Genomic DNA, 12,267 nt, shown 5'->3' on the forward strand with positions numbered 1-12,267 from the left:
CGGGCTGCGATCGCCCGTGATCGATGCCGGAGCGACATCAGCGTCCACGATCGGATCAGCACTGCGCTGACGTCTCGATCTCCGGCACAGCATCATTGATGCTCTCCGCCGGACCTTGGTGGACACTGTGAAGAACTTTTGCTCAAGATGTGCCCGCGTGCACATTCGCTCCCCATGGTCGTGACATCGAGGGCACAGCGTCGATACCGCGCTGATACCTCAGTCACACGAGTTCCATAGCCACGCCTGTTTCCATCATGAACGGCAGATGAATCAAACAGAAAGGAACGGCGAACGCTCATGGGTCTCTTCACGCGGCTGGCAAAAGCGGCTCCGGGCCCTCAGGACCTGCATGACGACGTGCCCACCCGTCCCACCGGCTATCAGCAAACCGCGAGTCGTCTGCACGCATTCAACCGCTACGAGATCAAGTACCTCCTCGACGAGATGAAGATCCCCGCCCTGCGCGACGCTCTCGCAGCCAGGATGAGCACCGACCCGTTCTCACCTCGCGGTGGCTATCCCGTGACCTCGTTGTACTACGACACCGCCGGTCTGCGGTTCTACTGGGAGAAGATCGAAGGACTGCGCTTTCGGCGCAAACTGCGAATGCGCCTCTACGGCAATCCCGCTGAGTGCACCGATGAGACCCAGGTCCAGGTCGAGATCAAGCAGCGCGTCAACCGGGTGACGCAGAAGCGCCGTGTCGCAATGCCATACGGCACCGCTCGGCAGTGGCTCGACGGCCGCCGGGAGATCGCCTGTGAGCCACACCAGCGCGCGTTCGTCCACGAGGTGACGGCCCTGGTCGGCAACCTCGATCTGCGCCCGATCGTCACCACCGGATATCTGCGTGAGGCGTTTGTCGGGCATGACGCCGACCTGGGCCTGCGGGTGACGATCGATCACAAGGTGCACGGCCGCGACCGCGATTTCCACTTCGCCTCGGGCGCCGAGAACCGCTTCATCATCCCGCCGAAGCTCGCCATCGTGGAGATCAAAGCCAATGAGCGCGTGCCGTATTGGGTCACCGATCTCGCGGCCAGCAGCGAGATGTCGGTGGTGCGGATCTCCAAGTACTGCCAGTCGGTACAGGCAGTAGATCTGGCGCCGCGATCCACCATGGGTTCCCCGGAACTCGACGCGTACCTGGCCGCCGATTCACCACCCGCCGGTGGTCTGAGCACCGCCACAGCCTGATTCGCCCGACTGTCCACCGGTTCACAAGACAAGGGAAACAACGTGACAATAGACCTGCAGGACCTCAGCGGAACCTTCACCGTGTTCGACGTCTGCATGTCGCTGGCGCTGTCCTTCGTGCTGGCCTCGATCATCGGCTGGGTCTACCGCTACACCCACAAGAACGTCTCCTACAGTCAGTCCTACGTCCAGACACTGGTCATGGTTTGCATGGTCATCTCGGTGATCATGCTGGTGGTCGGGTCCAACATCGCGCGAGCGTTCGCCCTCGTCGGCGCGCTGTCGGTGATCCGATTCCGCAACGCCATCAAAGAGACTCGCGACGTCGGGTTCATCTTCCTGGCGATGGCCGTGGGAATGACCACCGGCACACGCTTCTACACGCTGGCCATTGCCGCCACCGTGGTGATCTGCCTGGTCATGTTGATCATGTACCGCTTCAACTGGTTCAAGCTCGACGTCCAGCGTCAAGTGGTCAAGGTTCAAGTTCCACCCGAACCCGAGTACACCAAGCGAGTCGAGGACGTCCTCATCGACTACTGCTCCGAATTCGAGTTGGTTTCCACCGAATCGGCCCGCGCCGGTGCTCTCAACGAGCTCTACTACACAGCCCAGCTCAAGAAGAAGCGTACGTCCGGAGACCTCATCGCCGCATTGGCAGAGGTCAACACCGGACAGCGCGTGACGGTGCTGACGGGCTACGACCAGACCGATATCTGATGCCGGACGAACACTGCCCGTCGCCCCGTCTTCGCTTCGCCCACCGGATTCCGGTGCGGCTGCGGCAGTACTGGAAACTGCTGGCCCTGTTCCTGATTGCCATCGTCGGTATGGTGGTCCTCTTCGGGCCCAGTCGTATCCATCCGTACATCACCGGCGATGCGACCATCATGGCGGCGGAGATCACCGACAACATCGCAGGCACCGTCGACCTGTTCGACACCGGTGTCACCCACTCGTTGACCATCGAACTCACCCCCTCCGAGTACAAGGACATGATCACGGCCTACGAGAAGGACGGGGAGAAGAAGTGGGTCACCGCTGACGTCACGATCGACAAGACCCCGATCAGCGACGTGGCAGTGCGGTTGAAAGGCAACTCCACCCTGATGGGCTTGCGACCTGATGATGCGCGCCCGGGAGGAGCACCCGCAGGCATCGGCGGGCCCACCGAGCCCGCCGCCGACAACGGAGCTGCGCCGCAGTCCGACGGAGGCGGGATGGGAGCGGTGGCCACGGCGTCCGCCGAGGATCCCACGACGCTGCCGCTGCTCATCAAGTTCAACGAGAATGCCGAGGGACGCGGATATCAAGGTATGACCGAGCTCTCGGTGCGGCCGGGAACGCCGATGCTCAACGAAGCGCTCGCACTGTCGCTGACGGCCGAGACGGGCCAGCCCACGCAGCGGTACACCTACGCCGCGTACACCATCAACGGCGAGACCACCACGCGACTGTTGCTGGAGCACCCCGACGACACCTATGCCAACACGCTCTTCGATTCCGACGGCTATCTCTACAAGGCAGATGCCAACTCCCGGTTGGAGTACCGCGGTACCGATCAGTCGGAGTACGCCGACCAGTTCAAACAGATCAACTCCGTGGACAATGGCAATCTCGCACCCATCATCAACTTCTTGAAATGGCTGGCGGGGGCCGATCAGACCGAGTTCGACGAGAAGCTTGCCGATTGGGTGGACGTCGATTCGCTGGCACGGTACCTGGCCACCCAGAATCTGTTGGTGAATGCCGACGACATGGGCGGCCCCGGCCAGAACTACTACCTCTGGTACGACCTGGACTCCGAGAGGATCACGGTGGTGTCGTGGGATCTCAACCTCGCCATGCAGAGCAACGCCACCATCGGTCCTGACGACGAGGTTCGGATGGGGCCTCTACCGGGACAGACCGGTGCGATGCCCGCGGACATGACGCCAGGCGGCGAGGGCGGCGGCCCCAGGATCGAAAACCCGCTCAAGACACGTTTTCTCGAATCGGACGCATTCGTCGAGACCTACCTCGCGGCCTACTGGGATCTCTACGACCAGATGTACGGAGACGGCCGGGCCGACTCTCTGCTCGAGGAGATCTCCGGCTCCATCCCGGTGACCGACGGGCTGACGCAGGACGATCTGGATGCCGCAACCGAGTCCATGCGGCAATGGCTCGACGAACGCGTGACTACGCTGGACAACCTCCGCACCGAGTGATGCACGTCTGATATGTCGGGCCCCTTGCAGAGAGCGAGGGTCAACCCGCGGCCTTGAGGATGTAGCCCGCGCCGCGGCGCGTGTGAATCATCGGTTCGCGACCCACGTCGATCTTCTTGCGCAGATACGAGATGTAGAGCTCGACGACATTGGAGCGCCCACCGAAGTCGTAACCCCAGATCTTGTCGAGCAACTCCGCCTTGCTCACCACCCGCCGGGCGTTGCGCATCAGCAGCCTCAGCAATTCGAATTCGGTGGCGGTCAACACGATCGGCGTTCCTGCGCGGCTGGCTTCAAGAGTGTCCTCGTCCAGTACCAGATCTCCGACCAGGATCTTCGAGGCGTCGTCGGCCACCACCCCACTTCGCCGCAGAAGGGCTCGGAGGCGCAGCACCAGTTCCTCGAGACTGAAGGGTTTGGTGACGTAATCGTCACTGCCGGCGCTGAGGCCTGCGATGCGGTCCTCCACCGAGTCGTTGGCTGTCAACAGGATCACCGGCAGGTCCGGTTTCGATGACCGCAGCCTCTCCAACACGGTCAGACCGGACATGTCCGGCAGCATCACGTCGAGCACCACGATGTCCGGGCGGTCGTTGCGGGCACTCTTGATGGCGGTGGCCCCATCACCGGCGGTGGTGACCTGCCAGCCCTCATAGCGCAGCGTCATCGCCACCATCTCCGCCAGAACGGGCTCATCGTCGACCACCAGGACACGGATGGCGTCACCGTCGGCCCGATTCATCGGTGGCCGGGTGGGCGGCGGCGCGGCATGCACGGATGAGACGAAGTACTGCGGCGCTGACATCAGGCGATGGTGTCGAATGCAGATTTGGATCGACTATGGCGACGCTATGACCAGGTTATGAGGTGCCGCCACGTGCCCTTCCCGCGCGACGATGCGTGTCAGGCAACCCTCTGCGGGGTTGTCGCCACGGCCGCGGCCGGCGTCACACGGGGCACCTCCGCGTGATCGCCGAAGTCCCCGCTTCAGAGGACCAACGACCCTGGTTCGGCCACCGCGGTTGCGACATCGTGTGAGAGCTTCGGCATCCGCCGACCAGGTGAAGGAGACGTGGTTTGAGTATCGACACCCCACCCGTTCCCGCACTCGAGGCCAGTCGCCCGTTCCCAGAGCGGGTCGGCCCCAAGGGCAACCTGATCTACAAGCTCATCACCACCACCGATCACAAGCTGATCGGCATCATGTACTGCGTCGTGTGCTTCGCGTTCTTCCTGATCGGCGGACTCATGGCGCTGTTCATGCGAGCCGAACTCGCGGTGCCGGGGCTGCAGTTCTTGAGCAATGAGCAGTTCAACCAGTTGTTCACCATGCACGGCACCGCAATGCTGCTGTTCTACGCAACCCCGATCGTGTTCGGCTTCGCCAACCTCGTGATGCCGCTGCAGATCGGCGCGCCAGACGTGGCGTTCCCCAGGCTCAACGCACTGTCGTTCTGGCTGTTCTTGTTCGGTGCCTGCATTGCGATGGGCGGCTTCCTGACGCCCAACGGCGCGGCCGACTTCGGTTGGACCGCCTACTCGCCGCTGACCGACGCCATCCACTCCCCGGGTGCCGGCGCAGACCTGTGGATCCTGGGCCTCGCGGTGGGCGGTCTGGGGACCATTCTCGGCGCGGTCAACATGATCACCACCGTCGTCTGCATGCGTGCTCCCGGCATGACGATGTTCCGGATGCCGATCTTCACCTGGAACATCCTGGTGACCTCGATCCTGGCGCTACTGGTGTTCCCGCTGCTGGCCGCCGCGTTGTTCGGCCTGGCCGCCGACCGCCACCTCGGTGCCCACGTCTACGACCCCGCCAACGGTGGCGTCATGTTGTGGCAGCACCTGTTCTGGTTCTTCGGCCACCCCGAGGTCTATATCCTGGCCTTGCCGTTCTTCGGTGTGGTGTCGGAAATCTTCCCGGTGTTCAGCCGTAAACCCCTGTTCGGTTACACCACACTGGTGTACGCCACGTTGTCCATCGCGGCGCTGTCCGTGGCGGTGTGGGCGCACCACATGTACGCCACCGGCGCGGTGCTGCTGCCGTTCTTCTCCTTCATGACCTTCCTGATCGCGGTGCCCACCGGGATCAAGTTCTTCAACTGGATAGGCACGATGTGGAAGGGACAGTTGACCTTTGAATCGCCGATGCTGTTCTCCGTCGGCTTCATCGTCACCTTCCTGCTCGGTGGCCTGTCCGGCGTGCTGCTGGCCAGCCCGCCGCTGGACTTCCACGTCACCGACAGCTACTTCGTCATCGCGCACTTCCACTACGTGCTCTTCGGCACCATCGTGTTCGCCACCTACGCCGGCATCTACTTCTGGTTCCCGAAGATGACGGGTCGCCTGCTCGACGAGCGCCTCGGCAAGCTGCACTTCTGGCTGACGTTCATCGGCTTCCACACCACGTTCCTGGTGCAGCACTGGCTCGGTGACGAGGGCATGCCGCGCCGCTACGCGGACTACCTGCCCACCGATGGGTTCACCACACTGAACATCGTCTCCACCGTGGGTGCATTCATCTTGGGTGTCTCGACGCTGCCGTTCCTGTGGAATGTGTTCAAGAGCTGGCGCTACGGCGAGATTGTCACCGTCGACGACCCGTGGGGTTACGGCAACTCCCTGGAGTGGGCCACCAGTTGCCCGCCGCCGCGGCACAACTTCACCGAGCTGCCCCGGATCCGTTCCGAGCGCCCGGCATTCGAGCTGCACTACCCGCACATGGTCGAACGGATGCGCACGGAGGCACACGTGGGGCGCGAGCACTAGCTCCCGATCAGAAACGCGCGCAACAGCAATCGCCGAATATGTCGACATCCGGGGTGCCCTGGTTGCCAAGGTCAACACTTCCGGTCTGGCCGGGTGGTAGGTCCTGCGCACTGGGCTCTGTCAGCAGGGAGGCCACTGCCTGAGGGCGCTGTCCGCCACCGCCTGCAGGACTTTACGACTGACGCCTCCCGCTGCCTGGACCGAAATGCCATTGCCCACGGCAAGTAGATACCGCGCGAGTAGACCAGGGTCGCAGTCCCTGGGCAAATCTCCTTCTTTCACGGCTCTGCGGAAGCGGTTCCGCAGCTGCACCCAGGTCTGTTCGCGACAGGTGGTCAGTGCGTCGCGCGCGGATCGCGCCGAATCGCCCGCGGCCAGTGCGCCCTGCACTGTCATACATCCGGCCGGGGCATTGCTGCGCGTGGTGGTCTGCACGGAGCCCGCCAGGAACGCCTCTGCCACTTCGCGCGCCGTCGGCTTGTCCAGCGCGGCGACAAGATAGCCACCCGGACCCTCCATATAGCGCTGCAACGCCTGGTTGAACAACTCTTCTTTGTTGCCGAAGGCGGCGTACATACTGGTGCGGGTGATGCCCATCGCCTCAGTCAGGTCGCTGAGAGTGGCACCGTCATATCCCCGCTCCCAGAACACCAGCATGGCGCGCTCCAGGGCCTGCTCGATGTCGAAGCCCCTGGGTCGCCCGAGTGACGCACCTTCGTGAACTGGCATAAGAACGCCATCTTACTCTTCTGCACCGCACGGTACCGAAGTTCACCCTCAGCGATTTTCGGTACCGATCGGTGCAGAACTGCTACGGTCATTATGTACCGGTCGATACCGAATAGTGGGAACAGGATCAATGAGATCATTCGAAGGAAAGACCGCCGTGGTCACCGGTGGCAGCACCGGCATCGGACTGGCGACCGCACAACGGTTTGTCGACGAGGGTGCACACGTCTTCATCACCGGGCGCCGCCAGGTCGAACTGGACGCCGCGGCGACATCGTTGGGTTCAGCGGTGACGGCCGTGGTCGGTGACATCGCACAGGCCACCGACCTGGACCGTCTCTACGCAGCCGTGGCGCAACGCGGCGCAGGACTCGATGTACTGTTCGCCAACGCCGGCGGAGCCACCTTTGCTCCCCTGGCTCAGGCCACCGAAGAGGACTACGAGAAGAACCTCGGTGTCAATGTCCGCGGAACCTGGCTCACCATTCAGAAAGCGTTGCCGCTGTTCAACAGTGGCGCCGCGGTTGTGGTCAACGCGTCGGTGCGTGCCTCTGACGGACTGGAGAACTTCGGGCTGTACTCGGCTTCCAAGGCGGCAGTCCGGTCCCTGGCACAGACCTGGGCCAATGAGCTCAAAGACCGCGGGATCCGGGTCAACACCATTTCGCCGGGGGCCATCGACACCCCGGGCCTCGACCGGATCATCGGCGCGGAGGCCGCCGCCACATTCAAGGCCGAATCGGCCAAACAGGTTCCGATCGGCAGACTGGGCAAGGCCGAAGAAATAGCATCCGCGGTGGCTTTCCTGGCCTCGCCCGAAGCCAGCTTCATCTACGGCACCAACCTCTACATCGACGGCGGCGAACTCCAGTTCTGATCGCCCACCTCTTCCTCGACAGGAGTTCCACCATGAGTACACGTCCACTCACCGGCCGCCGCGCCCTCGTCACCGGCGGATCCCGCGGCATCGGCGCCGCCATCGTCCGGCGTCTCGCCGACGACGGTGCCGACGTCGCCTTCACCTATCAATCGTCAGCACAACGGGCGGAGGAACTCGCCGCCGAAGCCGCGAAGTCCGGTTCGACAGTCATTGCCCTGCAGGCTGACAGCGCCGACGCCGACGCGGTTCGGCGCGTCGTCGACGAGGCTGCCGCACAACTCGGTGGGCTCGACATCCTGGTCAACAACGCCGGCGTCGCCGCACTCGCACCCGTCGAGTCGTTCCCGCTGGCGGAGTTCGACCGGTTGGTCGCCGTCAACGTCCGCGGAGTATTCGTGGCCAGCCAGGCCGCGATCCCCCACCTGACCGAAGGCGGCCGCATCATCACCATCGGCAGCGTCAACGGTGACCGGATCCCCGTGCCCGGCCTGTCTGTCTACGCCATGACCAAGGCCGCGGTGGCCGGCCTGACACGAGGACTGGCGCGCGACCTCGGACCCCGCGGAATCACCGCCAACAACATCGCCGTCGGGCCCACTGCCACGGAGATGAACCCCGACAACGACAGTGATCTCGCCGAGGGCAACCGGACGGCCACCGCCGTCGGCAGATACGGCCAGGCACACGAGATCGCCAGCGTCGTGGCCTATCTGGCACTGCCGGAAACCGGGTACGTCACCGGTGCCACCTGGACCGTCGACGGCGGGTTCAACGCCTGAGAGTTCGACAGCGTGTGATCAGCAGGTCTCCAAAACCCTTACTTCACTTGTTCATCTGGTGTCAATCGGCGGGATCTTCTGTGGGCCAACGGATCTGGCTTGTGCGTCATCGGCAGATCAGCGGTCGAAGACAGGGAGTCGATGCTGGCTGACCTGAGGCTGACAGGGCGGACGACACTTCCGACGTGCAGACAGCCCGCCGGCGAGTCGGCACGAAGCAGACGCTTGCGGAGTTCCCTGGCACGGGACACGTCGTGGCGAGCGGGGACATTGGTGAACCCGCCTCGGCCACCACGATTGTCGACGAGGCAGCGTCGACAGCAGCGGGAGAACGCCTGTGCTACAGAATGTCGACGTCCCCGTCACCGTCTGTATCGCCACACCGAAGCCTGATGTCCTGCAACGGTTTACGGATATTCTTCATCTCGGCGCCGACCTGCGGGTTGGCGGCGAAGTACTCGTCAACCCGAGGCTGGATGGTCTCCGGCGCCTGACCCTGCAGGCTGGTGAAGAAGTCATTGACGTCCGGGTGGGTGAAAAGATACGCCGACGTGGCCGCCGACACCCCGGACGCCACCCCGGCAAGATCAGCGGTGGAGCAGTTCTGCGGCGGCACGGCGATGGCCGGTGCGGCGAACAACAGCGGCGCGCCGATCAGGCCGGCGATTGCCAGGCGGGTGGTGAGCAACAAAGCCGGCTCCTTCGCATGTCGATCATTTCGGGTATCTCAACTTACCCAGCCTGCACCGGCGAGCCCCTGGGATTCCGCTGTGGGCAACCTGTCAGGCGTCGTAGCGGTGATACGTGCTCGTCATCGCTCCGTCCGGATCGAGCCGGGACAGAATGGCTTCGCCGATATCGGCGAGCTGACGTACCTGCTCGGACGTCAGCGCGTCGATCACGGTCTCACGGACGGTCGTGGAATGCCCCGGCGCCGCCTCGCGCACCTTGCGCCAGCCGGCCGCTGTGAGCCGAGCATTGGTGGCGCGGGCATCCTCGGGGCAGGGGAACCGTTCGACCAGGCCGCGGTCCTCAAGCCGTCTGACCACGTGCGACAGCCGCGGCGGAGTGGCATTGGTGTGAGCAGCAAGCGCACTCATCCGCAACGTGCGCTTGGGCGCCTCGGACAGCATGGCCAGCACGAAATACTCGAAATGCAGCAGCTCGGCATCACGGCGCAGCTGGGAGTCCAGGACGCCGGGTAGCAGCTCCAGCACCGAGGCCAGCCGGACCCACGCCGCCAGCTCCTGCCGTGTCAACCCTGCGCTCACCACGCCAGTCTCTCATGAAGTTGTAGCTACAACTATCGTCTGTTAGCTTTTGGTTGTAGCTACAACCAAACTTGGAGCCCCATGTCCGTTTCGCCTGTTCGCCTGAATCACGCGGTGCTGTTCGTCGCCGACGTCGACCGGGCGGTCACGTTCTACACGGCAGTGTTCGGCATGAACGTCGTGTCACACGAAGCTCGGTTGGGCGCTGCCTTCCTGCGCCTGCCGAGATCAGGCAACCACCACGACCTCGGACTGTTCGGGATCCCCGGAGCCGCGGCCCCGCCCCGCAGGTCGACCGGTCTGTACCACCTGGCATGGCAACTCGACACTGTCGACGAGTTGATCGAGTTCCGCCGGATCCTCCTCGAATCCGGCGCCTACACCGGCGAATCGAGCCACGGCGCCACCAAGAGCGTCTACGGCGCGGACCCCGACGGCAACCAGTTCGAGATCATGTGGATGCTCCCCCGCCACCAGTGGGGCATCTACGAGAACTCAGCCGTGGTCGAAAGACTAGATCTGGCAGCGGAATTTGCCGCCTGGTCGGGCACTCGCACCGCCGGTGACATCACCCACCCCCCGAAGGAGACCTGACCCATGACCACCTCCACGCTCGACAGTCGCCTCGGCACCTACGCCCCCACCGCGCTCGGGGTCTTCCGCATCGTCTTCGGAGTGCTGTTCCTGTGCCACGCCACCGCGCACCTGGTGGGCTGGCCGGGCGGCCAGGCCGCCGCGTTCGGCCAGTGGCCCTACTTCTACGCAGGTGTGATCGAACTGATCACCGGTGTGCTGATCACCGTCGGACTGTTCACCCGTATCGCGGCCTTCATCGCCTCGGGCAACATGGCCGTTGCCTTCTTCCTGCAGCACGCGCCGCAGGGCCTGGTCCCGATGACCAACGGCGGCGAGGCTGCGGTGTTGTACTGCTTTGCGTTCCTGTTCCTGGTGTTCAGCGGTGCAGGTGCGCTGTCCTTCGACAACCGCCGCAGCTAGAAGCCCTTCCCGGGGTTCAGAATCCCGTACGGATCCAGTGCGTGCTTGATCGCCCGATGCATGTCGAGCACCACTGGGTCCAACTCCTTGGCCAGACCATCACGTTTCAACAGCTCGACACCGTGTTCGCCGGTGACCGTGCCGCCGAGCTCCAAAGCCGCATCGATGATCTCGGCGAAGGCGGCCTGCGCCCGCCAGCGCGCATCGTCGTCGTCGTCGTGCGGGGTGATGAGCAGCGGGTGCAAGTTACCGTCACCGGCGTGCGCGATGTTGGCGATCGTGGTCCCATGCCGCAGGCCTATCTGTTCGATGCGCGACAGCATCTGCGCAACATGCCGTTTGGGGACACAGACATCCTCGGTGAGGACGGGCCCGAGCCGCTCCATCGCGGGGTAGGCCAGCCGCCGAGCAGCAAACAGCGTGTCGGACTCCTGCTGATCGGTGGACATCGCCGACCAGGACGCACCCGCGGCATCAAAACACTGCTGCATGGCCAGCGCCTCCCGCGCCCCCGTCGGGTCCTCGGTGTCGATCCGACCCAGCAGTACAGCATTGGCGTCCACGGCCAGGCCCATGTTCTTCCACGCGTCGACGGCCAACAGGCACTGCCGGTCGACGAGTTCCAGCGCCGACGGGGTGAGTCCCTGGGCAGCGACGTTCTGCACCGCACGGCCGGCGTCCACCACGGAGTCGAAATAACCTGCGACGGTGCGCTGCGGCCCTTGCAGTGGGCGCAGTTTCACCGTCACCTCGGTGATGATGCCGAGGGTGCCCTCCGAGCCGACCATCAGCGCCGCCAGGCTGTAGCCGGCCACACCTTTGGCCGTGGTCCGGCCGAGACGCACCAGGTCGCCGGTACCGGTGACCACCTGCATGCCCATCACGTAATCGCCTGTCACACCGTATTTCACGCAGCACAGTCCGCCGGCGTTGGTGGCAACATTCCCCCCGATGGTCGACCACGGTGAGCTGGCCGGATCCGGTGGGTACCAGAGTCCTTTCACCGCGGCCGCCGCACGCAGATCGTCGTTGACCACGCCGGGTTGCACGACGGCGTAACGCTCGAGCGTGTCGATGCCCACGATGGCATTCATGGCCTCGAGCGCGATGACGACGCAACCGTCCACGGCGTTGGCCCCACCCGAGAGCCCTGTTCCCGCGCCACGGGTGACCACCGGGGTCTTGTACTCAAAGCAGATCCGCACGATCTTCTGGACGTCTTCGGCAGAGACCGGACGTACCACCGCCAGGGGCGCCTCGTACGGGGCCCATTCGGCTTCGTCGTGCGCGTACGACGCCGTGACGTCCGGGTCGAGGACCAGACGGTCAGCGGGCAGATGTTCGCGCAAGGCCTCGATGACTGTGAACACAGCAAAGACGGTAGCGCTGTCGGGTTGGCGCAGGCAGTCCCGGCGGCCGCGCCGCGACGG

General features: G+C 64.1%; 13 protein-coding genes. 8 read left to right on the plus strand and 5 right to left on the minus strand.

Annotation, left to right across the window (positions count from 1 at the left end; genetic code table 11):
* The first annotated feature begins 300 nt into the window (after positions 1 to 300).
* From BVC93_RS01595 to BVC93_RS01605, 3 genes are all read left to right on the plus strand, one after another.
* Positions 301 to 1,200, plus strand: coding sequence for a polyphosphate polymerase domain-containing protein (locus tag BVC93_RS01595; protein WP_083735639.1), 900 nt, complete (start codon positions 301 to 303; stop codon positions 1,198 to 1,200).
* A gap of 96 nt (positions 1,201 to 1,296) precedes the next feature.
* On the plus strand, positions 1,297 to 1,920 hold the full coding sequence (locus BVC93_RS01600) for a DUF4956 domain-containing protein (protein WP_442929062.1): 624 nt from the start codon (positions 1,297 to 1,299) through the stop codon (positions 1,918 to 1,920).
* Positions 1,920 to 3,410, plus strand: coding sequence for a CotH kinase family protein (locus BVC93_RS01605; RefSeq protein ID WP_083735641.1), 1,491 nt, complete (start codon positions 1,920 to 1,922; stop codon positions 3,408 to 3,410). The genes BVC93_RS01600 and BVC93_RS01605 overlap by 1 nt, the downstream gene beginning before the upstream one ends.
* A 40-nt stretch (positions 3,411 to 3,450) precedes the next feature.
* On the opposite strand, the gene BVC93_RS01610 is transcribed toward BVC93_RS01605, so the two are convergent.
* On the minus strand, positions 3,451 to 4,152 hold the full coding sequence (locus BVC93_RS01610; protein WP_083740718.1) for a response regulator transcription factor: 702 nt from the start codon (positions 4,150 to 4,152) through the stop codon (positions 3,451 to 3,453).
* 335 nt (positions 4,153 to 4,487) lie between these two features.
* Here BVC93_RS01610 and ctaD point away from each other — a divergent pair, with 335 nt between their 5' ends.
* Complete coding sequence (gene ctaD, locus BVC93_RS01615) at positions 4,488 to 6,182, plus strand: aa3-type cytochrome oxidase subunit I (RefSeq protein WP_083735642.1); 1,695 nt, start codon at positions 4,488 to 4,490, stop codon at positions 6,180 to 6,182.
* Positions 6,183 to 6,302: 120 nt separating this feature from the next.
* Here ctaD and BVC93_RS01620 read toward each other — a convergent pair whose 3' ends face one another.
* The gene (locus tag BVC93_RS01620) at positions 6,303 to 6,911 is read right to left on the minus strand and encodes a TetR/AcrR family transcriptional regulator (protein WP_083735643.1); all 609 of its coding nucleotides are present in this window, start codon (positions 6,909 to 6,911) and stop codon (positions 6,303 to 6,305) included.
* Positions 6,912 to 7,041: 130 nt separating this feature from the next.
* Between BVC93_RS01620 and BVC93_RS01625 the strand changes: the two genes are divergently transcribed.
* Entirely contained in the window at positions 7,042 to 7,788 is a 747-nt protein-coding gene (locus BVC93_RS01625) for an SDR family oxidoreductase (protein ID WP_083735644.1), read from the plus strand.
* A gap of 32 nt (positions 7,789 to 7,820) precedes the next feature.
* Positions 7,821 to 8,570 carry a 3-oxoacyl-ACP reductase family protein gene (locus BVC93_RS01630; RefSeq protein WP_083735645.1) on the plus strand — a complete coding sequence of 250 codons (750 nt, stop codon included), beginning with the start codon at positions 7,821 to 7,823 and terminating at the stop codon, positions 8,568 to 8,570.
* A gap of 340 nt (positions 8,571 to 8,910) precedes the next feature.
* Here the strand turns inward: BVC93_RS01630 and BVC93_RS01635 are convergent, their stop codons facing one another.
* Positions 8,911 to 9,258 (minus strand): heme-binding protein, encoded by a 348-nt coding sequence (locus BVC93_RS01635; RefSeq protein WP_157517156.1) that lies wholly within the window; start codon positions 9,256 to 9,258, stop codon positions 8,911 to 8,913.
* 94 nt (positions 9,259 to 9,352) lie between these two features.
* Positions 9,353 to 9,841 (minus strand): MarR family winged helix-turn-helix transcriptional regulator, encoded by a 489-nt coding sequence (locus BVC93_RS01640; protein WP_236950205.1) that lies wholly within the window; start codon positions 9,839 to 9,841, stop codon positions 9,353 to 9,355.
* A gap of 81 nt (positions 9,842 to 9,922) precedes the next feature.
* Between BVC93_RS01640 and BVC93_RS01645 the strand changes: the two genes are divergently transcribed.
* The gene (locus BVC93_RS01645; RefSeq protein ID WP_083735648.1) at positions 9,923 to 10,435 is read left to right on the plus strand and encodes a VOC family protein; all 513 of its coding nucleotides are present in this window, start codon (positions 9,923 to 9,925) and stop codon (positions 10,433 to 10,435) included.
* Positions 10,436 to 10,438: 3 nt separating this feature from the next.
* Positions 10,439 to 10,837, plus strand: a complete 399-nt coding sequence (locus tag BVC93_RS01650) for a DoxX family protein (RefSeq protein WP_083735649.1) — start codon at positions 10,439 to 10,441, stop codon at positions 10,835 to 10,837.
* Here the strand turns inward: BVC93_RS01650 and BVC93_RS01655 are convergent.
* Positions 10,834 to 12,207: an FAD-binding oxidoreductase gene (locus BVC93_RS01655; protein WP_192860154.1), complete on the minus strand. Its 1,374-nt coding sequence runs from the start codon at positions 12,205 to 12,207 to the stop codon at positions 10,834 to 10,836. The two genes, BVC93_RS01650 and BVC93_RS01655, sit on opposite strands and share 4 nt — an antisense overlap.
* Positions 12,208 to 12,267: the final 60 nt, after the last annotated feature.

This window comes from Mycobacterium sp. MS1601 (genome assembly GCF_001984215.1).
In the GTDB taxonomy this organism is placed as follows: Bacteria; Actinomycetota; Actinomycetes; order Mycobacteriales; family Mycobacteriaceae; genus Mycobacterium.